General features: G+C 73.8%; 22 protein-coding genes. 14 read left to right on the top strand and 8 right to left on the bottom strand.

The window, feature by feature from the left end; genetic code table 11:
* Nucleotides 1-8: 8 nt before the first annotated feature.
* A complete protein-coding gene (locus AB0G50_RS11280; RefSeq protein ID WP_360105401.1) occupies nt 9-1631 on the bottom strand; it encodes a hypothetical protein in 1623 nt (540 codons plus the stop codon).
* Between the two features lie 186 nt (nt 1632-1817).
* On the opposite strand from AB0G50_RS11280, the gene AB0G50_RS11275 reads away from it, so the two are divergent.
* Nucleotides 1818-4943, top strand: coding sequence for a BTAD domain-containing putative transcriptional regulator (locus AB0G50_RS11275; RefSeq protein WP_360105398.1), 3126 nt, complete (start codon nt 1818-1820; stop codon nt 4941-4943).
* Here the strand turns inward: AB0G50_RS11275 and AB0G50_RS11270 are convergent.
* Nucleotides 4940-6280, bottom strand: coding sequence for a caspase family protein (locus AB0G50_RS11270; RefSeq protein ID WP_360105395.1), 1341 nt, complete (start codon nt 6278-6280; stop codon nt 4940-4942). The genes AB0G50_RS11275 and AB0G50_RS11270 overlap by 4 nt on opposite strands.
* 3 nt (nt 6281-6283) lie before the next feature.
* Nucleotides 6284-6712, bottom strand: a complete 429-nt coding sequence (locus tag AB0G50_RS11265) for a hypothetical protein (RefSeq protein ID WP_360105392.1) — start codon at nt 6710-6712, stop codon at nt 6284-6286.
* Between AB0G50_RS11265 and AB0G50_RS11260 the strand changes: the two genes are divergently transcribed.
* Nucleotides 6669-6899, top strand: coding sequence for a DUF397 domain-containing protein (locus tag AB0G50_RS11260; protein WP_360105389.1), 231 nt, complete (start codon nt 6669-6671; stop codon nt 6897-6899). The two genes, AB0G50_RS11265 and AB0G50_RS11260, sit on opposite strands and share 44 nt — an antisense overlap.
* Before the next feature lie 55 nt (nt 6900-6954).
* Here AB0G50_RS11260 and AB0G50_RS11255 read toward each other — a convergent pair whose 3' ends face one another.
* Together AB0G50_RS11255 and AB0G50_RS11250 are read right to left on the bottom strand one after the other, a co-directional pair.
* On the bottom strand, nt 6955-7767 hold the full coding sequence (locus tag AB0G50_RS11255; RefSeq protein WP_360105386.1) for an ABC transporter permease: 813 nt from the start codon (nt 7765-7767) through the stop codon (nt 6955-6957).
* Nucleotides 7764-8723: an ATP-binding cassette domain-containing protein gene (locus tag AB0G50_RS11250; protein ID WP_360105383.1), complete on the bottom strand. Its 960-nt coding sequence runs from the start codon at nt 8721-8723 to the stop codon at nt 7764-7766. The genes AB0G50_RS11255 and AB0G50_RS11250 overlap by 4 nt, the downstream gene beginning before the upstream one ends.
* 310 nt (nt 8724-9033) lie before the next feature.
* On the opposite strand from AB0G50_RS11250, the gene AB0G50_RS11245 reads away from it, so the two are divergent.
* The 6 genes from AB0G50_RS11245 (at nt 9034) to AB0G50_RS11220 (ending at nt 13210) form a co-directional block, all read left to right on the top strand.
* Nucleotides 9034-9666: an ATP-binding cassette domain-containing protein gene (locus AB0G50_RS11245; protein WP_360105380.1), complete on the top strand. Its 633-nt coding sequence runs from the start codon at nt 9034-9036 to the stop codon at nt 9664-9666.
* Nucleotides 9663-10499, top strand: coding sequence for a metal ABC transporter permease (locus AB0G50_RS11240; RefSeq protein ID WP_360105377.1), 837 nt, complete (start codon nt 9663-9665; stop codon nt 10497-10499). Before AB0G50_RS11245 ends, AB0G50_RS11240 begins: the two co-directional genes overlap by 4 nt.
* Entirely contained in the window at nt 10478-11233 is a 756-nt protein-coding gene (locus AB0G50_RS11235; protein ID WP_360105374.1) for a zinc ABC transporter substrate-binding protein, read from the top strand. The genes AB0G50_RS11240 and AB0G50_RS11235 overlap by 22 nt, the downstream gene beginning before the upstream one ends.
* Nucleotides 11234-11238: 5 nt before the next feature.
* Entirely contained in the window at nt 11239-11916 is a 678-nt protein-coding gene (locus tag AB0G50_RS11230; protein ID WP_360105371.1) for a DJ-1/PfpI family protein, read from the top strand.
* A gap of 122 nt (nt 11917-12038) precedes the next feature.
* Nucleotides 12039-12782, top strand: coding sequence for a polyprenyl diphosphate synthase (uppS, locus tag AB0G50_RS11225; RefSeq protein ID WP_360105368.1), 744 nt, complete (start codon nt 12039-12041; stop codon nt 12780-12782).
* Nucleotides 12779-13210: a hemerythrin domain-containing protein gene (locus AB0G50_RS11220; RefSeq protein WP_360105365.1), complete on the top strand. Its 432-nt coding sequence runs from the start codon at nt 12779-12781 to the stop codon at nt 13208-13210. Before uppS ends, AB0G50_RS11220 begins: the two co-directional genes overlap by 4 nt.
* Here the strand turns inward: AB0G50_RS11220 and AB0G50_RS11215 are convergent.
* Together AB0G50_RS11215 and AB0G50_RS11210 are read right to left on the bottom strand one after the other, a co-directional pair.
* On the bottom strand, nt 13200-14729 hold the full coding sequence (locus AB0G50_RS11215) for a class I adenylate-forming enzyme family protein (protein ID WP_360105362.1): 1530 nt from the start codon (nt 14727-14729) through the stop codon (nt 13200-13202). The genes AB0G50_RS11220 and AB0G50_RS11215 overlap by 11 nt on opposite strands.
* Nucleotides 14726-16300, bottom strand: coding sequence for a CoA transferase (locus AB0G50_RS11210; RefSeq protein ID WP_360105359.1), 1575 nt, complete (start codon nt 16298-16300; stop codon nt 14726-14728). The genes AB0G50_RS11215 and AB0G50_RS11210 overlap by 4 nt, the downstream gene beginning before the upstream one ends.
* A gap of 90 nt (nt 16301-16390) precedes the next feature.
* Between AB0G50_RS11210 and AB0G50_RS11205 the strand changes: the two genes are divergently transcribed.
* Both AB0G50_RS11205 and AB0G50_RS11200 read left to right on the top strand, forming a co-directional pair.
* The gene (locus AB0G50_RS11205) at nt 16391-17476 is read left to right on the top strand and encodes an acyl-CoA dehydrogenase family protein (RefSeq protein WP_360105356.1); all 1086 of its coding nucleotides are present in this window, start codon (nt 16391-16393) and stop codon (nt 17474-17476) included.
* 271 nt (nt 17477-17747) lie between these two features.
* Nucleotides 17748-18038, top strand: coding sequence for a hypothetical protein (locus AB0G50_RS11200; RefSeq protein WP_360105353.1), 291 nt, complete (start codon nt 17748-17750; stop codon nt 18036-18038).
* 277 nt (nt 18039-18315) lie between these two features.
* Here the strand turns inward: AB0G50_RS11200 and AB0G50_RS11195 are convergent, their stop codons facing one another.
* Nucleotides 18316-19047, bottom strand: a complete 732-nt coding sequence (locus tag AB0G50_RS11195) for a zf-HC2 domain-containing protein (RefSeq protein ID WP_360105350.1) — start codon at nt 19045-19047, stop codon at nt 18316-18318.
* Between the two features lie 71 nt (nt 19048-19118).
* On the opposite strand from AB0G50_RS11195, the gene sigC reads away from it, so the two are divergent.
* The 4 genes from sigC to AB0G50_RS11175 all read left to right on the top strand — a co-directional run.
* Nucleotides 19119-19688 carry an RNA polymerase sigma factor SigC gene (gene sigC / locus AB0G50_RS11190; RefSeq protein WP_360105730.1) on the top strand — a complete coding sequence of 190 codons (570 nt, stop codon included), beginning with the start codon at nt 19119-19121 and terminating at the stop codon, nt 19686-19688.
* A gap of 209 nt (nt 19689-19897) precedes the next feature.
* Complete coding sequence (locus AB0G50_RS11185) at nt 19898-20899, top strand: hypothetical protein (RefSeq protein ID WP_360105347.1); 1002 nt, start codon at nt 19898-19900, stop codon at nt 20897-20899.
* A 55-nt stretch (nt 20900-20954) separates the two neighbouring features.
* The gene (locus AB0G50_RS11180) at nt 20955-22073 is read left to right on the top strand and encodes an MFS transporter (RefSeq protein ID WP_360105344.1); all 1119 of its coding nucleotides are present in this window, start codon (nt 20955-20957) and stop codon (nt 22071-22073) included.
* Nucleotides 22061-22926, top strand: an 866-nt coding sequence (locus AB0G50_RS11175) for a hypothetical protein (protein ID WP_360105341.1), incomplete at its 3' end; no start/stop codon positions are given. The genes AB0G50_RS11180 and AB0G50_RS11175, both read left to right, overlap by 13 nt.

Here is a 22926-nt window from a genome sequence, read left to right as displayed (position 1 = left end):
TGGCCTCCTCAGGCGTACCCGAACGCGTCGCGGTAATCGGCTCCGGCCGGGTCGCACCCGTACGGGTAGGTGGCGTGCGCGCCCGCCTCGCGCAACCTCGGCAGCGAGCGCTCCAGCAGGTACCGGGTGAACAGCGGGTGCACGCACAACTCGTCCACATCCTCGCGTGCCACGAGGTCGTAGTCGAACGTGTATTGGAAGTGCGCCTTGTTGTACCGGCCGGTCTGGTCGAACCGCACGCCCAGCACGCCGAGGGTGAACAGCATCGCCAGGAACTCGTCGAAGTCCAGGCCGGTCAGCTTGCGCACGCCCTGCTGGTTGTAGACCTTGTGCAGGGACCGCGCCGGGAACGAGATGTCGACGCGGCCCGCGAGCTTGCGCAGCACCGCGCCCGCGAGCGGGAACGACGCCTGGTAGGCCGTCAGCACGCCGGTCACCAGCACGTGCTCGGCGTACCGGGTGCCCGCGATCACCGCGGTCGGCGTCACCGCCCACGGCGTGGAACCCCGGTCCCGGCGGCTGAACACGCAGTTGAGGATCTGGATCAGGTGCCGCGGCAGGAGTTGGGTGTGCCGCAACAGGTACGCGAGCGGGTCCTCCTCGAAGTCCAGGCCGGTGCGCACCCGCTCGGGAAGCGCCGCGCGCAGCAGCGACACCGCCGGTTCGCTCGGGTCGATGCCGGAGGCCTTGCGCCGCAACACCTCCAGCTGCGCGGGGTGGTGCGTGCGCAGGTACAGCGCCAGTCGGTTGCCGGTGAGCCGGAGCAGTTCCGGCGCGGTCCAGAAGATCTTCAGGTACCGGCCGCGCAGGTCCTTCTCCGGCGCGGCGGCGATCTCGTGCAGCTTGTCGAACAGCTCCGACGGCAGGCAGATCTGCACGCCGAACGGCCGGTTGTCGCGGTTGCGCGCGATCATCGTGCCGACGCACCGGAACAACCCGGTCAACGCCGGTGTCAGCTCGGGCAACCGCAGGTGCAGGTCCTCCAGGTTGTCCATCACGATCACCAACGGCCGGTCGGCCGGCAGGTCGTGCATCGCGGCCCGCGCCTGGGCGAACGGGACCGCGCCGCCGTGCGTCACGTTGTCCACCGCCTCGCGCAGCGACTCGCCCGAGTGCTCCTCGATCCGCCGGCGCAACTCGCCGAGGAACCGCTCGGCGACCTCGCTCGCGGTCACGCCCGGCTCGGTCGACGGGCCCAGGTACGCGCCCAGGACGTTGAGCCGGCCGAGCCGGTCGTCGCCGTCGAAGCCGACCCACGCGTGGAACAGCGCGACGTGGTCGAACAGCGCGTGCCACAGCGCGGCGCGCTGGTCGACGAACGGCTCGTGCTCCCGGCTGTAGGCGTGCAGGACTTTCAGCATCTCGTGGTAGACGTTTTCCGTCCGGAGCACTTCCCGGGGCGCTCCGCCGGCCAGATTCGAACCGAGCAGGAATGCGGTCTTGCCCGCCCCTTTCCGGCCGATGATGTAGGTCGGCGTCGATTCCGCCACGGCCAGTCGATAACTGCGGTTGCCGCGGTCGAACAGCTGGTCCACCTGGGATCGTCCGAGGTGGACGACGTCCTCGGTGACTATCGGCCCGAACGGCTGGTCCGCGGTCAGCACCTGTTCGAGGCCGGTGTGCTGGTCCACCTTTCCCCCGTTCCGCGCATCGTGGCCCTTTCAGGTTCACCACATCCGCGGCCGCGCCGTGGGGGTCGTAATCCACTCTTGATGTGCTTTCACCCACTGGGACCAGTCGGTTCGGCCGATTTCCGGGCGGAAGCGGGACACCCCCCGTGCGGGGCCCGATCGCGGCACCCGTGGCACAGTTGCGCCATGCAGGTGGGTGTGCTCGGGCCGCTCCGGGTCGTCGCGGCGGGTGGGACCGTGGACGTCGGTGGCGCGCGCCTGAGGGTGCTGCTGGCCAGACTCGCCCTCGCCAACGGTCGCGTGGTGACGGTCGAGGAGTTGGCCGAGGCGCTGTGGCCCGACGAGCGACCGGCCGACGCGACGAGCGCGGTCCGCTCCCTGGTGTCCCGGCTGCGCCGCGTGCTCCCGGAGCCGACGGCGCTGCGCTCGGCGTCCGGCGGCTACCTGCTCGACCTGCCTCCGGACGACGTGGACGCGCACCGGTTCGACCGGTTGGCGCGGGAGGCGCGGCGCGCGTTGTCCGACGGCGACCCGACGACCGCGCGCCGGCTGCTGCGCGAGGCACTCGACCTGTGGCGCGGCCCGGCGTTGGCGGACGCGGCGGCGCTGCCGTTCGCCACCGGGTACATCGCCGGCTTGGACGAGGCACGGCTGGCGGCCGTCGAGGACCGGGCCGAGGCGGACCTCGCGGTAGGGCAGACCGGGCACCTGGTGGCCGAGCTGACCGACCTGGCCGCGCGGCACCCGTTGCGCGAGCGGTTGCAGGGGTTGCTGCTGCGGGCGTTGTTCGCCGACGGCAGGCCCGCCGAGGCGTTGGCCGCCTACGAGGACGTCCGGCGCACGTTCGCCGACGAGCTGGGCGCGGACCCCGGGCCCGAGCTGCGCGAGACCTACCTGGCGATCCTGCGCGCCGAACCCCAGGAACGGCCGCGCTCGGGCAACCTGCGCACCCCGTTGACGAGTCTGATCGGTCGGGACGCGGAGGTCGCGGCGGTCGGCGCGGCGCTGTCGGCGCACCGGTTGGTGACGCTGGTCGGGCCGGGTGGCGCGGGGAAAACCCGGTTGGCCACCGAGGTCGCGGTGCGGGAGCCCGGCGCGTGGCTGGTGGAATTGGCGTCGGTGACCGACCCGGCGGACGTGGCGCCCGCGGTGCTGGGCGCGTTGTCGTTGCGGGAGAACCGGAGCGTGGACCGGCCGAGCGGGCCGGTCGACACGATGGGCCGGCTGGTGGAGGCGTTGGCGCAGGCGGACGTCGTGGTGGTGCTGGACAACTGCGAGCACCTGGTGGACGCGGCGGCCCGGTTGGCCGACGAGCTGCTGGGCCGGTGCCCGCGGTTGCGCGTGCTGGCCACGTCGCGGGAACCGCTGGGCGTGACGGGCGAGGCGATCCGGCCCGTGCCGCCGCTGGACGTGCCGGGTCGCGACGTGCCGGAGTCCGACGTGCGGGCGAGTTCGGCGGTGGCGCTGCTGGCCGAGCGCGCGGCGGCGGTGCGGCCGGGGTTCGCGGTGACGCCGGAGAACGCGGCGGCGGTCGCCGAGGTGTGCCGCCGGTTGGACGGGTTGCCGCTGGCGATCGAACTCGCGGCGGCCCGGTTGCGGACGTTGTCGCCCGCGCAGCTGGCCGACCGGCTGGACGACCGGTTCCGGTTGCTGACCGGCGGCAGTCGGACGGCGTTGCCCCGGCACCAGACGTTGCGCGCGGTGGTGGCGTGGAGCTGGGACCTGCTGGACGACGACGAGCGCGATTTCGCCGAGCGGCTGGCGGTGTTCCCGGCCGGTGTGGACGTGGAGGCGGCCGAACGGCTCGTCGGCGATCGGGCGTTCGACCTGCTGAACGCGTTGGTGGACAAGTCGTTGCTGCACGTGGCGGAAGCGCCGCAGCCGCGCTACCGGATGCTCGAGACGATCCGCGAGTACGGGATGGAGCGGCTCGCGGACACCGGGCGGATCGGCGAGGCGCGGCGGCGGCACGCCGAGTACTTCCGGGACCTGGCGGAGACCGCGGAGCCCCACCTGCGCGCGGCCGAGCAGCTGGAGTGGATCGCGCGGTTGGACGCCGAGCGCGACAACCTGTTGGCGGCACTGCACTTCACGGCCGGTTCCGGTGACGCGGACACCGCGGTCCGGTTGGCCGCGGCCCTCGGGTTGTTCTGGACCATCCGGGGCAACCGGGGCGAGTCGCTCGGCTGGTTCCAGCTCGCGCTGGACGCGCCGGGGGAGCAGCCGTCGCCGGAACGCGAGGTGGTGCGGGCGTTCCAGCTGATCAACTCCGCGATCACCGGCGGTTTCCGGGACCTGGCCGAGCAGATCAGCCGGATGCGCGAGGTGGCCGAGGTCGCCGAGTCGGTGCCGGAGCACCCCGTGCTGCCGTTGCTGGAGCCGTTGATCGGGTTGTTCCTGGACGACACGGACCTGGCGTTGGCCGCGATCGAGCGGGCGCACGACCACCCGGTGCCGTGGACGCGGGCGCTGCTGTGGATGCTGCGGTCGGCGGTGGAGGAGAACGTCGGCGACCTCGCGGCGTCCCGGGAGTCGAGCACGCGCGCCATCGAGGGTTTCCGCGCGGTGGGCGACCGGTTCGGGCTGGCCCAGGTGCAGGCGGCCGTCGCGTCGGTGCACCAGGCGTTCGGCGAGGCGGAGAAGGCCGTCGAGGCGCTGGAGGAGTCGATCTCGCTGCTGCGCGAGCTCGACCCGACCGACGAGGCGGCGCACGAGCGGGTGCTGCTGGCCAGTGCCCTGGTGCACGTGGGCGAGGTCGAGCGGGCGCGCGAGGAGTGCCTGAGCCTGACCAGGCCCGCGTTCGAGGGGTGGACCGCGTTCACGCCGGTCGCGTTGGCGCGCTTGATGTTGGGCGACCTGGCGCGGTGGGACGGCGACCCGGCCGAGGCGGCCCGGCAGTACCGGATGGCGATGATGGCGGTGGCGGAGACGTACTTCGTGCCGCAGTTCCGGGCGATGGTGGTGGTGGGGCAGGCTTACCTGGCCGCCGACCTCGGTGACCCGGAGGAGGCGCGGTCGCTGGTGAAGCAGGCGGCGGACCACGCGATGGTGGGCAAGGACATGCCCGTGCTGGCGCGGGTGGCGGTGGCCGCGGCGGCGACCGTCGTGGCGGCGGGCGACCCGGCGGCCGCGGCCCGCGTTCTCGGCGCGGCGGAACAACTCCGCGGCGCGCCCGACCCGCGCGACCCGGACGTGGTGCGGCTGTCGGCGTCGCTGCGCGCGGACATCGGCGACGCGGCGTTCGAGATGGCCTACGCGATGGGCGTGGCGTCGGACCGGGAGGACGCGATCACGTTGGCGTCCTTGGCCTAGCGCCCCAGGACGCGGACGGCGCAGGCGGCGACGACGGTGAGCGCCGTCCACCCCGTCACGATCAGCGCGCTCGCCACCCACATGCTCGGCCCCGCGAACGCCCACCGGCCGTCCTGGTCCAGGTCGACGATCGGCAGCAGCAGGTCCGCGGAGATCAGGAGCGGGTTGCCGGCGGGGCGGTCGTCCAGGTTGACCGAGAGCGGTGGGTTCGCGGAGAACCACGAGGTGCCCAGCGCCATCGCGACGAACAGCCACACCAGCACGCGGACCGGGCGGTAGCCGTAGCCCGCGACGGCGCGTTGCAGGGCGCTCCACAGCAGCACGTGCGGGCCACCCAGCGGTTGCTCGCGGGCGAGGGCCCGGTACCTGCGGCGGACCTCGGCCATCAGCACGACACCGGCGTCGTGCTCGTAGCCGCCGTCGCGGTAGGCGGCGGCCAGCCGGTCGTAGTGCCGCGGCACGAACCGGCCGTGCTCCTCCCACTCCCGCAACGCCTTCCGGGCCGGGACGTAGTCCTCGCGCGGCACGACGAGGTCGGCGCGGACGGGTTCGGTGCCGGGCAGGCGCAGTTCGGGCGCGGAGCGGTCGGTGAAGGCGGCGTTGCGCACCAGGGCGAGTTGGCCCGCGGTGTCCTTGGTCTGCTGGTGCGGTTTGGGCAGGCCGGCGCGCACGAGCAGGTGCAGCAGGTAGGGGAAGAGGTAGCTGCTGGTGAGGAATTCGGGGCCACCGTTGACGCCGCCGCGGGTGAGCTGCACCAGCACGTCGGTGAACGCGGTGAACTCCTGACCACTCGGCGCGCGGGCCGCCTGGCTCGGTCCGGACGCGGTGATCACCTGGGTGCCCTCGATGTCGACCTGCTGGAGCACGGCCGTCACCCCGCCGCCGAGCCGACCCATCCGCGCCATGGCCTGGCCGCTGTGGCAGCAGTCCAGGATCAGCACCCTGGTCCGGGCCGGGCTGTCGAGGATCGCTCGCTTGATCCACTCGAACGGCACGGCGGTGCGGTGCACGTGGTCCACGTCGGATCCGCCGACGGTCAGGTACAACTCCTCGTCGTCGCCGATCAGCCCGTGGCCGGAGTAGTAGACGAGCAGGAGGTCGCGGCTCTCGCGCGCGATGTCCTCCAACCACTCGTCCACCCGGGCGGGCGTCTCGGCGTCGAGCAACGTCCGCACGTGCGCCTCCGGCATCCCGCCGAGGTCGGGGTGGGCGAAGATCTCCTTCAAGGCGCGGAGGTTGTTCGCCACCGCCGGCACGTCGTCCAGCCCGCTGCCCGCGCGGTACCGCGACGTGCCGATCAACGCGATCCGCGAGCCGGACGGGTCACCCAACCGCACGGGTTACTTCCCGTCCAGGAAATCCTTGATCTCCCCCAACAACTCGGCGGCGTCCCGCCGGCTCTTGGCCTCGACCTCCAACTCCCGCCCCTTGTGCCGGATCCGCACCCGAACCGCCCGCCGCCGCGTGGTCAACCACGTCGTGACGGCACCGGCCACCGCGGCCACCGACTCGGGGCTGAGCACCAAGGCGAGAACCTCGTCCACGACACCGAGATCACCCTCGACCCCGGCACCGCGCCGCAGGACGGGCGCCGACCCCGGCACCTCGTCACCGCGCAACGCCTTGAGCAACGACCGCGCCTCGAGCACGTGCTCCTCGCCCAGCACCACGAACTCGACGCCCTGCTCCGCCATCCGCCACCCCTCCGCCGCAGTCACCCGCAGGATGTCCGCCACCCGGACCCCGGTCAACTCCGAGGGCGTCGACACGCCGGGCCGCTGCCCGACTCGGCCTGTAGACGGTCAAGTCGAGCTTTCGAACCCCGGCGGAGAGTGTGTCGAGGTCCGGTTCGACGGGCCGGTGGTGCGGGTTCGGGACAGCAAGAACGCACCCCGGGCCATTGCCCTGTCCGGGCGGGCCTGGGGTGCGTTTCTGAGTAACGCCAGAGGGAACTAAGAGGTCGAGGTGGCCGCGCACCCCCGTGTCGCGGCCACCTCGGCCTACCCCCGGTTCAGGCGCGACGTCGGTAGGCGCGGACCGCCAGTGGCGCGAAGACCACCAGGAAGCCGAGTGACCACAGCAGGGTCACGCCGACCGGTCCGGCGGTGGGGCCGCCCAGTTGGAGGGCTCGGCTGGCGTTCATCACGTGCGTGACCGGGTTCCAGTCGACCCACGTGCGCAGCCAGCCCGGCATGGTCGAGGACGGTGCGATCATCGACGTGCCGAAGGTCAGCGGGAACAGGGCCAGGAACGCCACGCCCTGCACGGCTCCCGGTTCGCGGACCAGCATGCCCACCAGGACGAACGCCCAGCTGACGCAGAACGCGAACAGGATCACCAGCAGGCAGCCCGCGAGGGCGTGGAACAGGTCCGTCTGCACGCGGAAGCCCACCGCGGTGCCGAAGGCGAACAGCGAGATCACCGCCACCACGTACCGGATCAGGTCGCCCATCACCGAGCCGATCAACGGCGCCGAGCGGGCGATGGGCAGCGACCGGAAGCGGTCGAAGACGCCCTTGCCGATGTCGGTGTTCAGGTTCACGCCGGTCGCCATGCCGCCGAACAGGGTGGTCTGCACCATGATCGCGGGCAGCAGCTGCTGGAGGTAGTCGTGCGTGTTGCCGGCGACCGCGCCGCCCAGCAGGTACACGAAGATCACCACGAACAGGATCGGCTGGAGCGTCACGTCGAGCAGCTGCTCGGGCGTGCGCGCCGTCTTGATCAGCGACCGGCGGGCCAGCGCCAGGCTGTGCCGGACGATGCCGAACGGCCGTTCCTCGGTCAACCGGGTGGGTGGCGACACCCGTTCCGCCACGGCGGTCATGCCGCGTCCTCCGCTTCCTTGTCCTCGGTGTGCTTGCCGGTCAGGGTGAAGAAGACCTCGTCCAGGCTGGGCAGCCGCAGCGACAGCTCGGCCACCGACACCCCCGCGTGGTCCAGTCGACGCACGACCTCGGTGAACGCCCGGTCGTCCTCGACCGGCACGGTCACCACGCCGCGGCTCGGCGACTCGGGTCGAGTGCCGGACACCTCGGCGAGGATCCCGGCCGCGTCGGCCACCCGCTCCGGGTCCAGCGGCCGGACCAGGATCGTCTGACCGCCGACCACGCGCTTGAGCGACGCGGGCGTGCCGTGCGCGATCACGCGCCCGTGGTCGATCACCGAGATGTCGTCGGCCAGCGCGTCGGCCTCCTCCAGGTACTGCGTGGTGAGCAGCACCGTGACGCCCTCGGACACCAGCGTGCGGACCACGTTCCAGATGTCGTCGCGCTTGGCCGGGTCCAGGCCGGTGGTCGGCTCGTCCAGGTAGATCACGTCCGGTCGGCCGACCAGGCTCGCGGCCAGGTCCAGCCGACGGCGCATGCCGCCCGAGTAGGTCTTCGCGGGCCGCCCGCCCGCCTCGGTCAGGTCGAACTGGCGCAGCAGCTCGGCGGCGCGCGCCTTGGCGTCGCCGGTGCGCAGGTTCAGCAACTGGCCGATCAGGACCAGGTTCTGCACGCCGGTCAGGTCCTCGTCGACCGAGGCGTACTGGCCGGTCAGGCCGATCACCCGGCGCACCTTCGCGGCCTGCTTGACCACGTCGAAGCCGGCCACGCTCGCCCGGCCGCCGTCCGGCCGCAGCAGCGTCGCCAGGATGCGCACGGCGGTCGTCTTGCCGGCGCCGTTGGGGCCGAGCACCCCGAGCACGGTGCCCTGCCTGGCGGCCAGGTCGATCCCGGCCAGGGCGGTGGTTTTGCCGTACCGCTTGACCAGGCCCTCCGCCTCGAAGGCGTAAGTCATCGGATCCCCCTTGGAAGTGTTCCGTCGGGAGAGACGATGACCCCGCCGCATGTCATCAGGCGGGCAGATCCATGTCACGGCGAATGCCGGCCGGCACGGCGTGTGACACCGGGTCGGTGGGCCGTCCGGGCGGACCGACCCGGTGTGGGCACGCGTGCGGGTGGTCGGACCCGCGAAGGGTGCGGGTCCGCCGTGTACCAGGTCGGTTCGGCGGACCGCCGAGTTCCCGGGGTCACCCGATCGAATCAACGGGAACCAACCCGCCACGACGGCCGACTAGTGCGGCGAGACGGCGAGGAGGCCAACCGGGGTGGCGGGACTGGGGGTCGTGTTGCGGGGCGTGCGGTGCGCGCACGGCGGACGTGACGTGGTGCACGAGGTGGACCTGGTCGTGGAGCCGGGGGAACGGGTCGCGCTGACCGGCACCAACGGGTCGGGCAAGACGACCCTGCTGCGCGCGCTGCTCGGTCTGCACCGGGACTCCTCCGGGGTGATCGAGGTGGGCGGTCACCGCGCCGCGTCCACCCGGGACTGGGCGCGCAGGCGGCGCGAGGTGGCGTGGATCCCGCAGCGCCAGGCCGGTCGGTTCCCGTTGCTGGCGGAGGAGTTGCTGGCGTCCTCCGGCGCGCCCGAGCAGGCCGGGCGGGCCGCCGACGACCTCGGGGTCGGTGCGTTGCGCCGACGCGCGCTGCACACGTTGTCCGGCGGGCAGCTCCAGCGCACCTACCTGGCGCGGGCGATCGGGTGCGTGGCGGCGGGCGCGGGGGTGCTGGCGGCCGACGAACCGACCGCGGCGCTCGACTTCGCCGGTCAGGAGGCCGCGGCCGAACTGCTCGCGTCGTTGCCGGTCACCGTGCTGGTGGTGACGCACGACCGCGCGGTGGTGCGGCGCTGCGACCGGGTGCTGGAGATGGCCGCCGGCCGGTTGCGCGAGGTGTCGTGAGCGCGGACCTGGTCGACCTGTTCGCGCTCGGCGCCGTGCAGCGGGCGGCGGTCGCGCTGGTGCTCGGCGCGATCGGACTCCCGGTGGTGGGCGTGGTGATCATCGGGTTGGACATCATGCCGGTGCGGTTCGCCATGATGCACATCGCGTTGCTGGGCATCGCGATCGGCCTGCTCACCGGGCTGGACCCGTTGCTGTGCGCGGTGGTCGCGTGCGGGCTCTCCGGCGCGGGGCTCGCGCCGCTGGCCCGGGGCGCGAGCGGGTTGTCCGGCGCCATGGGGTTGGTGATGAGCATGGCGATCGCGGCCGCGCTGCTGGTGCTGTCGGTGTCCGGGGTGAACGCGGCGGGCGCGTTCGAGCTGCTGTGGGGCTCGATCCTGGCCACCCGGACCGGCGACGTGGTGCTGCTCGGCGTGCTCGCGGTCGTGGTGCCGGGGTTGTTCCTGGTGCGGCGCAAGCAGGTCGCGCTGTTGTTGCACGACCGGGAGTTGGCCGCGTGCTCCGGTGTCCGGGTCGACCGGCTCACCCTGGTGCTGCTGGTGCTGGTCTCGGTCGCGGTGGCGGGCGCGATCCGGTTGACCGGCGCGCTGCTCGTGGACGCGCTGACGTTGTTGCCCGCGCTGGCCGCCCGCCGGCTCGCCGGTTCGCTGTCGGGCATGGCCGCGTGGGCGGTCGGCATCGGCGTCGTGGTCAACGCCGCCGGGTTCGTCCTGGCGCTCCTGCTGGACCAGCCGCCCGGTCCGGTGCTCGTCCTGCTCGCCGGCGTGGTCGCCCTCGCCGCACACCTGATCCCCGAACGGAGAACCACGACATGGCAGCACGCCACGCACTAGTCGCCCTCGCGCTGGTGCTGACCGGGTGCGGCACCCAGGCCACGCCGGCCTCCACCACCGGGCCGAAGGTCGTCGCGACCACCACGTGGGAGGCCGGTTTCGCCAAGGCCGCCGGCGCGCTCGACGTCACGGTGATCGTGCCGAAGTCCGTCGTGCACGCGCCCGACTACGACCCCAAGCCGTCGGACCTGGCGACCGTCGCGAAGGCGGACTTCGTGCTGTACGCGCCTTTCGAGGGGTTCGCCACGAAGATCACCGCGGCGGCCGGGTCGTCCGCGAAGACCGTCGAGGTCGCGCTGGACAACGACCGGGACAAGGTCAAGGCCGAGGTGCTGCGGCTGGGGGAGTTGTTCGGCACCCGGTCGGCGGCGGAGAAGTGGACGGCGGCGTTCGACACCGAGTACGCGCGGCTGGCCGACGAGGTGAAGGCGGCGTGGCCGGGTGGGCGGCGGCCGACCGTGGTCGCGCAGGCGTTCGTCGGCTACGCGGCGGCGTTGGCGGGCGCGGAGGTGCTCGGCACCTACGGCCCGGCGCCGGTCACCGCGTCGCAGGTGGCGGAGCTGTCCGCGAAGCAGCCCGGTTTCGTGTTCGACAACGCGCACATGAGCACCGGGACCGTGCTGCCGGACACCACCGCGAAGCAGGTGTCGATCGTGAACTACCCGGAGGACGACCTGGACCTGCTGGGCGTGTACCGGGTGAACGCGAAGTCGATCGCGGAAGCGCTGCGGTGAGCCCGGTGGAGCGCCGTGCTTTCCTGAAGGCGTCGGCCCTGTCCGCGGGCGGGTTGGCCGCCGCGCCGGTCGCGTCCGCCTCGTCGCCGCTGCGCGTGCAGGTGCTGATGTTCGACGGCGTGGAGGAGCAGGACTTCGCCGGGCCGGTGGAGGTGCTGGGACTGGTCGGGAAGATGACCGGGCGGGTGGTCGTCAGCCAGGTCACCACCGGTCGACCCGCGGTGGTGACCTGCACCTACGGCACGCGCGTGGACGTGCGCCAGGGCTGGTCGCCGCGGGACGCGGACGTGCTCGTGGTGCCCGGCGGCGGGTACACCGACCGGACCGGGCCGGGTGTGCACCGGGTCAACGCCGACCGCCGCTTCCTGGCCGCGCTGGCCTCCGCCGAGGCGTTGCCGGTGGGTGTCTGCACCGGCGTGATGGTGCTGTCCGCGGCCGGGCTCACGAAGGGGCGTCCGGCGACCACGCACTCCGGCGCGAAGGCGGACCTGGCGGCGCAGGGCGCGACCGTGGTCGACGCGCGGGTGGTGGACGACGGCACGTTGATCACCGCGGGCGGCATCACGTCGGGGTTGGACGCGGCGCTGTGGGTGGTGGAGCGGTTCCTGGGCGCGCAGGCCGCGCAACGGGCGGAGACCGTGCTGGAGTACGAGCGGCGCGGGACGGTGTGGCGGAAGTCCTGAGTGGACGGTCGGGGGCCGAGACCAGGGCGTTCACCCGCACGCCGGATCGGTGACCGGCACCCGGGCGACCACCCCTCGGAAGGGGGCGGCGCGCCGGTCGTTCCGGTACTAGGGTCGCGATCATGAACGGGGTGCTGCGCGCCTGGTACGCGGCGCGGTGGGCGAGGAGGGTGCGTCGGGGACCGGTGCCCGCGCACGTGGCGATGATCATGGACGGCAACCGGCGGTGGGCGCGGGGCGCGGGGTACGCCAACCCGAGCGTCGGGCACCGGCACGGTGCCGAGCACCTGGAGACCGTGCTGGGGTGGTGCGCGGAACTGGGGATCCGGCACGTCACCGTCTACGTGGCGTCGGCGGACAACCTGCGCAAGCGGGACGAGGCCGAGGTCGCGTTCCTGATGCGGGTGGTGGAGGAGGTCGTCGTCGGGCGGGTGCTGCCGCGGTCGCCGCGGTGGCGGCTCGCGGTGGCGGGGCGACTGGACCTGGTGCCCGACTCGACGGCGCACGCGCTGAAGGCCGCGCTGGGCGGCGACGGCGACTCGGTGCTCACCGTCGCGATCGGGTACGACGGGCGGGAGGAGATCGTGGACGCGGTGCGGTCGTTGCTGGACTCCGCGCCGACGTCGGACCCGGCGGTGCTCGCCCGGTCGCTCACCGCCGACGACATCGCGCGGCACCTGCCCGGTGCGGGGCGGCCCGATCCGGAGCTGGTCGTCCGGACCAGTGGCGAGCTGCGGATGTCGGGTTTCCTGCTGTGGCAGGCCGCGCACGCCGAGCTGCACTTCTGCGACGTGCACTGGCCCGGGTTCCGGAAGGTGGACTTCCTGCGCGCGCTGCGGGCGTTCCAGGTTCGGAGGGCGTCGTGAGGGACCGGATCACCGCGCTCGGCAACCAGCTGGTGCAGGTGCACCTGGCGTTGCGCGACCAGCTCGACCGGTTGCGCGAGGGATTGCCGGTGGACGACCTGCGGGTGTACTGCGTCGCGTTCTGCGACGCGCTCACCCGGCACCACACCGCCGAGGACCGGGACGTGTTCCCGGTCCTCGGCGCGCACCACCCGGAGTTGGCGCCGGTGCTCGCCGAACTCACCCGTGATCACCACATCATCACCGAGGCGTTGGCGCGGTTGGTCGTGCCGCCCGACGACCCGGAGCGGCTGCGGTCCGAAGTGGACACCGTGGCGGCGTTGCTGGAAACGCACTTCACCTACGAGGAGCGCAAGATCGCCGCGCTGCTCGACCGGTTGCCCGCCACGCCGGAGGAAGTCGCCCGGATCGTCACGTTCATCCCGTGAGCGCGCGCAGGGTGTCCCGGTCCACCTTGCCCGCCGGCGTCAGTGGCAGGGCGGCCAGGCGCACCACGCGTTCCGGGTGCTTGTAGCGGGCGAGGCCCGCGGCGGTGAGGAACGCGTCCAGGTCGGCCACGTCCACCTCGCCCACCACGCACGCGCACAACCGTTGGCCCATCAGGGGATCCGGCACGCCGACGCACGCCACGTCGGTGATCGCCGGGTGCCCGACCAGCAGCCGCTCGACCTCGGCCGGGCTGATGTTCTCGCCGCCGCGGATCACCACGTCGTCGCGCCTGCCCACCACGGTCAGGTAGCCCTCCGCGTCGAACACGCCCAGGTCGCCGGTGCGGACCCAGCCGTCGGGCGTGCGGTGGCGGACGTTGAGGTCGTCGTCGAGGTAGCGCATCGGCGACATCGGGCCGCGGGCCACGATCTCGCCGACCTCGCCGGTCGGTCGCGGGCGGAAGTCCTCGTCCACCACCAGGATCTCGGCCACCGCCGGGTTCGGCCGGCCCGCGCCCGCCACCCGCTCCGGCGGGTCGTCCAGCGCGGTGTGGCAGTTCACGCCGTCGGCCGAGCCGTAGACGTTGACCACCGTGCAGGAGAACGCCTCCCGGCAGCGGCGCGCGGTGACCGCGTCGAGTTGCGCGCCGCCGGGCGCGAGGACCCGCACCGAGGACGTGTCGTGCTCCCCGACGTGGTCGAGCAGCATGCGGAACATCGTCGGCACGCCGAACACGTGCGTCGGCCGTGCCCGCTCGATCAGCGCCAGCGTGCCCTCGGGCGTGAACTTCCGTTGCAGCACCAGGGTTCCGCCGTGCCGGGCCAGGGTGACCGTGGTGCCGTTGCTGCCGAACGACGACGCGAGCGGCACCAGGAACAGCGCGCGCAGCTCGCGGCCGGGCTCCATCAGCCGGCCGACGAACGCGCCGCGCCCGCCGAGCAGCGCGTTGTGCGAGTACAGCACCATCTTCGGCTCGGCCTCGGAGCCGGACGACACCAGGATCCGGGCCGGGCCGTCGGGGTCGGAGCGCACCGGGGTGAACGGCTCGTCCGGGCCGAGGAGGTCGGCGGGCGTCAGGACGTGCCGCAGCCACGGCGGCGCGCCCAGGTCGTGGTGCACCCCGTCGTCCAGCACCACGGCCACCGCGCCGCTGCGACCGACCAGCGAGCGGGCCTCGAGCTCGCCGCGACCGACCGGGAACGGCAGGACCACACCGCCGATCGCGGCCACCGCCAGGTCCACCGCGCAGGCGTGCCTGCCGTTGGGCAGCTGCGTCGCGACCACGTCGCCCGCGCCGACGCCGAGACGCGTGAGGCGGACGGCCATCCGGCGGACCAGGGTGTTGAGGTCGGCGTAGGTCAGCACGCCGTCGTCGTCGACCACCGCCGGCCTGTCGGGGTGCAGGAACACCTGGACGGAGAACAGGTCGTGCAGGTCGCGGTCCGGGTAGTGGCCGCGCGCGGCCCACGTTCGGCGGAGCTCGTGCGGTACCAGGTCTCGTGCGGCGACAGCGGTCATCGGAAACCCCAGGGTGTCAGTACTTCCGGGCAGTGGTCGTGGTCGCGCCGCACGGCGTCGGCGAACCTCGGGTCGTCGGGAAGGGCCGCCAGGTCGTCGGTCACCGGCACGCCCTCGTGGAACCAGCCGCGGTCGGTGCGGCGCGGTCGGCGGAACCCCGGCTCCGGACGGGTGGTCGCGTTGTGCCGCAACAGGTCCGAGGCGGCGAGCAGCGAGGACTCGGCGCGCACCGCGCGACCGGTGTCCCGGCGCAGCAGCAGACCCGACACCGCCGCGTAGGCGCCGAGCAGACCGCCCAGCACGTCCAGCAGCGTCATCAGCGACGGCGCGGGCGCCTCGTCGGCGGGGCGCAGCAGGGCACCGAGGCCGGTGCGCGCCTGGGCCATGAAGTCGGTGCCCAGCGGCGGGTTCTCGAGCCGGCCCGCCCAACCCGACGTGTGCACGTGCACCAGGCTCGGGTTGACCCGGACCAGGTCGGTCGCGCCCAGGGCCAGCTCCTCGGCCTTGCCCGGCGCCCAGTTGTGCAGGAACACGTCCGCGGCGGCGGTGAGCTCGCGCAGGTGGCGGCGGCCCGCCTCGGTCTTGATGTCGACCTCCTCCGCGTCCTTGCCGCGGTTGAGCGCGAGCCAGCGGGCGGAGGTGTCGCCGCACGTGGGTGGCATGCCGCGCAACGGGTCGCCGCCCGGCGGTTCGATCCGGGTGACCCGGGCGCCGAGCAGTCGTAGCAGGTGGGCCGCCAGTGGCGCCTGAACCCGGCGGCCGGCCTCGAGCACCACCACGCCGGAGAGCGGGAGATCGCCTGGTGGTGAGGTTTTCGCCTCGGTGTCCATTGTGGACATATTGATGGCCGGGCCGGTCGGTGGCGCGGGGTCGTGCAGCGGGCAGATGTCCATGCCGGTGGCGCGGGCGTGGTCGGCCAGGGTGGCGAACAGGCGGTCGGCGCACGCGCGGTGCAGGGCGTAGGGCAGCGGCGCGGTCGCGGTGGCGTAGCGGAACTGGAAGGGGCGCCAGGACGTGCCGGCGACCGGGCCGGGCACGTCGAGGTCGCGCCAGAAGTCCCGCCACACCAGGGGGTCCAGGGTTTCCAGCTCGAACAGGACGCCGTCGGCGCTGCGGAACGGCGGTCCGCCCGGCCCGGTTTCGGCGGCTTCCTCGCCGGTGGCGGCGGCCAGGTACTGCGAGACGGTGAGCAGCGCGACCTGGGCCACGGAGGTGGTGACGTGCCGGAAACCGCCCAGCGCGGCGGCTTTCAGGCCGGTCGCGGCGACGACGCCCGCCGCCGTGCCGCAGTAGTCCAGGCCCAGTCCGGCCGGGACGCCCGTGCTGCGGCCGTGCACGTGCATCACGCCGCAGACCGCCTGCGCGCTCGCCTCGTCCACGACCTGGTCGCCGTGCAGCGGGCCGGCCCAGTCGACCTCGACGTCCGTGTCGCCGTGCCGGGCCCACGCCGCCCGGTCGTGGTCCGGGAACCGGGAGACCCCGGCGCCCGACTGGTGCAGCAGGACGCCGAGGACGTCCGCCGCCGCCGAGTCGCCGCGCACGGTCGCGTCGGCCGACGTCCGCTGGATCACTCGGTCCTCCTTCCGGTGGGGTGCGTCCCACCAGTCGGATCGACGGGCGGCCGGGTTCCCGGCGGTCGGGAGTTGTGGGGGTTGGTCGGGGTGGAACAGGTCGGTCGCTTCGTGACGTCGCGCGTGCAGCCGTGGGAGTCGGTGCTGGACGGTGGTGGGCCCGCGGCGTCCTCGGCGTTGGCCGGACTTCGGCGGGAGGCCAAGGAGGCGGGGCTCTGGGCGTTGCCGCTGCCCCGGTCGTGCGGCGGGCAGGGGTGGGGGCTCGGGGAGTACTTCGCGGTGGCCGAGGCCGAGGGGGCGAGCGACCACGGTCCGGCGGCGCTGGGGTCGGCGAGCCTGCTGGACGTGCGGATGCTGTCGGCGTTCGGGACGGGCGCGGTGCGGGAGCGGTGGGTGCGGGCCCTGGTGTCCGGGGAGGCGCGGGGGAGTTACGCGATGACCGAACCGGGTGTGGCCGGGTCGGATCCGGGCGCGGTGCGGTTGCGGGCGACGCGGGTGGCGGGCGGGTGGGTGCTGTCGGGGCGGAAGTGGTTCGTGTCCGGGGTGCGGGAGGCGGCGTTCACGACGGTGCTGGCGGCGGGGGCGTCGTTGTTCGTGGTGCCGACCGACGCGCCGGGGTTCCGGGTGGTGCGGGACCTGCCGGTGCTGGGTGCGCTCGGGCAGGTCGAGGTGGAGTTGGACGAGGTGCGGGTGGGTGAGGAGGCGTTGCTGGGCGAGGTGGGGCAGGGGTTGGTGATCGCGGGGACCCGGTTGGCGTTGGGGCGGACGTTGCGGTGCCTGCGGTGGGTGGGGCAGGCGGAGCGGGCCTACCGGTTGTTGTGCGCGCGGGCGGTGTCGCGGGAGGTGGGCGGGGTGCCGCTGGGTGATCGTCAGCTCGTGCGCCAGCACGTGTTCGAGTCGGCGCTGGCGGTGCGCTCGGCCCGTGCGCTGGTCCACGAGGCGGCGGCGCTGGTGGCGGCGGGCGAGGACGCCCGCATCGAGATCGGCCTGGCCAAGGTCGCCGCCGCCCGCACCCTGACCCGCGTGGTCGACTCCGCGACCCAGGTCTACGGCGCGGAAGGCCTGACCCCCACCACCCCACTCCCCATGCTCACCCGCCTGGCCCGCACCGCCCGCATCCTGGACGGCGCCGACGAACTCCACATCGACACCACCGCCCGCCGCCTCCTCCGCTGACCTCGCCCCCTTTTCGTTCCCTTGCCCCCTTGCTCCCTTGTGTAGTTGTTCAACAATCCCTCAATCCGACAATGTCCTCGGCCAGGGCGGGCTTTTTCATCGGCTTGTTCACGGCGGGGTGGATGGAATTGTGGAGTTGTCTGCTTGTTGAACAATCGACCCGCCGGGCAAGGGAGCATTGAGCGGGGAATTGCAGGAATGGGGCATCTGCGGCGGCAAATCCGGGGCTCCGGTGAGGTCAGGGGAGGCGGCTTCGATGCGGTGGAGACAGGTGGCGATCACCACGGTCACGGCGGTTCTGGCTCAGCCCTTCGGCACGACCGACGCCGAGCCGGTGTTGAGCGGCACGGCGGATGCGACCGGCACGACCGGCGCGGCCGGCGGGGCGGCAGGTGTCGGTGTCGCGAACGCGGTGGGTGCAGCCGGTGGTGTCGGCGCGGTGGGTGCGGCCGGCGGTGCGGGTTCGTCGGCACTGCGAGGATCGGGGATTCGTACGGGCCCGGTCCTCGTGCACAACCTGGACGCCGAGCGGTGTCTGCGGAAGCGGCGCAGGTCGACATGACCCGAGTCGACGGACACCGCGTAGCCGCCGGGACCGCGGGTGATCCCGACCGCCGGCACCCGGCGCAGCCGCGACACACACCCCGCGACCACGGCCCCTGGCCCGGCGCGGCGGATCGGCCCACACCCGGTCGACCAGCGCGTCCACCGGCACCGCGCGACCCGCGTCGACCGGCAGCACCGCGAGGACGCAGCGCTGCCGGGCGTGGCCCGCGTCGACCCGCACACCGTCGACCCACGCCTTGGCCGGACCGAGGGCGCGCAGGTCGAGCACGGGGTCAGGCGGCCTTGCGGCTCACCGGGCGCAGGCGGGTGCGGCGGGGTGTGGACGACGGTGGTGTGAGCTCGGTGGTCGAGGTGAGGTCGACGGTTGGGGTCGGCGCGGGCGCGCGGTGGCCGTCCGGGTCGCGGCGGCCGCGGTGCACGGTGATCAGCAACGCCAAGCCCAGCAACAGGATCGCGTGCGATGTCACGCGCTGCACGGTCGCCTGACCGGACACCAGGTCGCCCACCGAGTACGGCGTCAGCACGGCGACGAACGCCGCCGTCACCGGCAGCAGGCCCGAGGTGCCGCGCGGCCACAGGGCCGCCCACAGCAATCCGAGGCCCAGGGCCAGGTTCCACGCGGTCGACTCGTTGAACAGGTGCCCGCTGCTCGCGCCGTGCAGGCCGTGGCCCGAGGTCGCGTCGGGACTCGTGCTGGAGCCGAACAGTTGGCCGAGGCCCAGCGTCACCTGCGCCACGCCCACCGCGCCGAGCCCGAGTCGCGGGTACCAGCCGGTGCGACGACGGGGTGGCGGCGGCGCGGCGGCCAGGACCGCGTCGACCAGGTCCGGGGTCGCGGTGGCCGGGCGCAGTCGCAGTGATCTGGTCAGCGCGGCGGCGGAGTCCTGCCAGGCGCGGCAGGACGGGCAGCCCTCCAGGTGCGCGTCGGTGTCGGCGGCGGGCACGGGCTCGGACTCGGCGTCCAGCCTCGCCGAGAGCGCTTCGCGGCAGGTCTCGCAGTCCACGTGGTTGATTGTCGTCCGACCGGCCGTAGAAGTTCCCGGGGTGTCGTGCACTAACCTTCGGAATCGTGTCGATCTCACACGGTGATGACGACGCGGTCACCGCGTGGGCGCTCGCTGCCGGTTCGGGTGATCGCGTGGCACTGGAGCGCTTCATCCGGGCCACCCAGCGTGACGTGTGGCGGCTGGTCGCCCACCTGACCGACGTCGGTCGCGCCGACGACCTCGCCCAGGAGGTCTACCTGCGCGCGCTGCGCAGCCTGCCCGCGTTCGAAGGCCGTTCCTCGGCGCGCACGTGGCTGCTGTCGATCGCCCGCCGCACCGTGGTCGACCACATCCGCGCCGCCGTGGCCCGCCCGTCCATCGCCTGGGCCGCCGACCACGAGGTGGTGTCGGACGCGCGCCAGTCCGCCGACCACGGCCGCTCGGCCGGGTTCGAGGACGTGGTGGAGCTGAACCTGCTGCTCGCGGGCTTGACCCCGGACCGCCGCGAGGCGCTGCTGCTGACCCAGGTGTTCGGCCTGTCCTACGCCGAGGTGGCCGAGGTGTGCGGGTGCCCGATCGGCACCGTCCGGTCCCGGGTCGCGCGGGCGCGCGAGGACCTGTTGCGCGGCCAGGGCAACGAGGACACCGGCACCGGCTGAGCACCCGGCCGGCGGCCGTCGCGATGGGTCGCACGGCCGCAGTGCGAGCACTGTTCACGGTGTGCGCGCGGTTCGCAGCGTTAGGGCTGCGCGCTGCCGAAGTCGGTGCGAGCCCCGCCGGGATCGACGCGGGCGTCGGGCTCCGGTCACGGCGCGGTGGGCCGAAAATCGGCGTGGAGTCCGGGTGGGGCGCTGTTAGCGTCGCGCGCATGCCGCGCTGCTGCGTCACGGCCGACTCGTCCGCCGCCCTCGTGCCCGCCGACGTGCTGGCGCGCCACCACCGACTGCGCGGTGACCGGGTGTGGTTCGCGGCGTGCCACCCCGAGTTGCGCGACGGGTTGGCGCTGTCCTCGACCGCCGTGTTGCCCGAGGTCGACGACGAGGCCCACCGGGCCGGTGCGGAGCGGATCGGACGGGCCTGCGCCGAGGCGGGCGACCTGGTCGACGGGGTGTTCCGGCTGTCCCGGTTCGCCGGTCCGCTGGCCGGGTTGATCGACAGCGGTCGGCTGCGGGTGTCGGCGGAGGTGGACCCGGCCGGGTTGCGCGACGTGCGGTTGTCGCCGGGGCTGGCCGAACTGCGACCGGTGACGGGCTTCGGCGCGCGGTACCGGCGCTGGTGGCTCGAGGCCGATCGACGGGTGCACGTGACCGACGGGGATCCCTTGCTGCTGGAGGCTTTGCTGCTCTCGGCCGGGTTGCCGCCGCCGACCGACGTGGTGCGCGTCGACGCGCGGGCCGACCTGGTGGGCGGTCCGGACGGGGCGCGCTGGTGGCTGCTGGGCGACGTGCGCCGCAAGGACCTGGGCGCGCTGGTCGACCGGGTGACCGTGATGGTGCACCGGTACCGCGACGGCCGCCCGCCCGCCCCCGCGGAGGTGCCGGGCTTGACCGACGCGTGCCGCGAGGCGCCCGGGCTGGTCGACCGCGCGCTGGCCGAGTTCGACCTGGTCGGCGCGGGCGGCGCGGTGTGGCGGATCGTGGAGCGGGCGGCGGAGTTCCTGGACGGGGCGCGGCCGTGGGAGTTGGCGCGGTCGACCGAGCAGGACGGTCGGCGGCTGGACGTGGTGCTCGGCGCGGTGCTCTCCGCGTGCCGGGCGCTGTCGGTGCAGTTGACCCCGTTCCTGCCGGCCGCCGCGGCCCGGATCACCACCCAGTGCGTGACCCTCACCGAACGGCTGCCGCCGCCGCGCGCGCTGTTCCCCCAGGGGTGACGGGAACTCCGGGGCGGCCGGCCGCGACTAGTGGCGGTACCCCGGGGGGAGAAGCGTGCGACTGGTTGCCCTGTTGACCTCGGCCATGGGTTTCTCCATGCTGCCGCTGTTCCTGCTGGGCGCGCTGGCGCCGTTCCTGGTGGCGGACCTGGCCGTGGCACGACCGCTGCTCGGCGTCCTCGTCACGGCCGGGTTCGGGGTGGCGGCGGTGCTGTCGCTGATCGTCGGGTCGGTGGTGGACGCGGTCGGCGCGCGTCGGGCGACGGTGGCGCTGTTCGCGGTGTCGGCGGTCGCGCTCGGGGTGTTCGCGGTCGCGGGCGGGTACGGGGCGCTGGTCGGCGCGGTCGCGCTGGGCGGTGTGCCGCAGGCGCTGGCGAACCCGGCGACGAACCGGGTCATCGCGGCGCACGTGGCGCCCGCGCGGCGGCCGGGCGCGGTGGGGGTCAAGCAGTCGGGGGTGCAGCTCGGCGCGTTCGCCGCCGGGTTGCCGCTGGCGTGGGTGGCGCAGGCGGTGGACTGGCGGGTCGCGGTGGGGTGCGCGGCGGTGCTCGCCGGGGTGGCCGCGGTGGCGGCACTGGGGTTGCCCGCCGATCCGGAGCCCGTGCGGCGGACGGTGGTGCGGGTGGCGTGGACCGCGGAACCGACGGTCCGTCGACTGCTCGCCTTCTCGGTGCCGCTGGGCGCGGGCATCGCGGCGGTGAACACCTACGTCGCGCTGTTCGCGGGACAGGACCTGGGTTTCCCGCCGCGGTCGGCCGCCGCGCTGGTGGCCGGGCTGGGGGTGACCGGGATTGTCGGGCGGGTGCTGTGGACGCGCGTCGGGACGCCGCGGGTGCTGCTCGCGCCGTTGGCGGCGGGCGCGGTGCTCGCGGCGCTGTCGCTGGCGTTCGCGGGCGTGCTCGGCGGCGGGTTCGCGTGGGTCGGCGTGCTCGCGGTCGGCGCGTTCGCGGTGTCGGCCAACGCGGTGTCGATGTCGTTGGTGCTCGCGACGGCGACGCCGGGGCACACCGGGCGCGACTCGGCGCTGGTGTCGGCGGGGTTCTTCGCCGGGTTCGCGCTCGGACCGCCGGTGGTCGGGGTGCTGGTGGACGCGGCGGGGTACCGCGCGGGGTGGCTGCTGGTGGCGGCGCTGTTCGCGGGCGCGGGAGCGGTGGTGCTGCGGTGGAGGCGCTGATCGGCGCGCTGCTGGACCGGGTCGACGGGGTCGCCGCGGCGGTGGGCGACCGGTTTCCCCTGTACGCGCAAGGGGAGCAGTGGCGGACGACCGCGCGCGGCTCGTGGGCGGGCGGGTGCTGGGTCGGGACGTTGTGGTTGCGCGCCAAGCTGACCGGCGAGGTCGGCGCGGCGGAGGCGTGGACCCGCAGGCTGGTCCGCTGGACGCACGAGGACACCGCGTGCCGGGGCTTGATCTTCTGGTACGGCGCGGCCGGGCACCGGCTCGGGGTGACCGCCGACCACTCGGTCGCCACCGACGCCGCCGCGGCGCTCGCGTCCTCGTTCGACGGGCGGGAGATCCCCTGGGGCACCGCGCTCGGACCCGAGCCGGAGTGCCGGGTCGACGGCGCGGCCGGCACCGTGCCGCTGCTCGCGTGGGCCGGGCACCGCACGGAAGCCTTGGCGCACAGCCGTTTTCACCTCGCGCGGCCGACGGGTGTGTGGGACCGCGGCCGGGCGTGGCACGCGCTGGTGGCCGCCGACACCGCGCACTGGCTCGGCGTGCGGCACGAGAGCGACACCGGCGGGGAGTTCGCCGACACGTCGGCCGGCGCGATCGCGGCCGTGGCGCGGCTCAAGCTCGGGCTCGGCGCCGACCTGCTGGAGCGGGTCGCCGACCGGGTGCGGCGCGGTCGGTTGCGCGGCGGTGTCTACAGTGGACAGAACGACCTGGAGACGGTGTGGGGCAACTACTTCCTGCTGCTCGGCGCGGCGATCGCCCTTCCGCTGCCCGAGTTCGACCTTCACGCGGGTGTCGAAGCTGTCCGACAACCGCTCGGCCAACTCCTGGAGACCCGGCGCGAGCATCGGCT

The sequence above is a fragment of the Actinosynnema sp. NPDC020468 genome (assembly GCF_040642015.1).
Taxonomy (GTDB): domain Bacteria; phylum Actinomycetota; class Actinomycetes; order Mycobacteriales; family Pseudonocardiaceae; genus Actinosynnema.
Note: the sequence above shows the minus strand (reverse complement) of the source record. Positions and strands in the feature narration are given on the sequence as shown.

Excerpts from the sequence above, each read along its gene's own strand:
- AB0G50_RS11275 (WP_360105398.1), top strand. The coding sequence starts at position 1,818 with ATGCAGGTGGGTGTGCTCGGGCCGCTCCGGGTCGTCGCGGCGGGTGGG.
- AB0G50_RS11260 (WP_360105389.1), top strand. The coding sequence starts at position 6,669 with ATGTCCGCCACCCGGACCCCGGTCAACTCCGAGGGCGTCGACACGCCG.
- AB0G50_RS11255 (WP_360105386.1), bottom strand. The coding sequence starts at position 7,767 with ATGACCGCCGTGGCGGAACGGGTGTCGCCACCCACCCGGTTGACCGAG.
- AB0G50_RS11250 (WP_360105383.1), bottom strand. The coding sequence starts at position 8,723 with ATGACTTACGCCTTCGAGGCGGAGGGCCTGGTCAAGCGGTACGGCAAA.
- AB0G50_RS11235 (WP_360105374.1), top strand. The coding sequence starts at position 10,478 with ATGGCAGCACGCCACGCACTAGTCGCCCTCGCGCTGGTGCTGACCGGG.
- uppS (WP_360105368.1), top strand. The coding sequence starts at position 12,039 with ATGAACGGGGTGCTGCGCGCCTGGTACGCGGCGCGGTGGGCGAGGAGG.
- AB0G50_RS11215 (WP_360105362.1), bottom strand. The coding sequence starts at position 14,729 with ATGACCGCTGTCGCCGCACGAGACCTGGTACCGCACGAGCTCCGCCGA.
- AB0G50_RS11185 (WP_360105347.1), top strand. The coding sequence starts at position 19,898 with ATGCCGCGCTGCTGCGTCACGGCCGACTCGTCCGCCGCCCTCGTGCCC.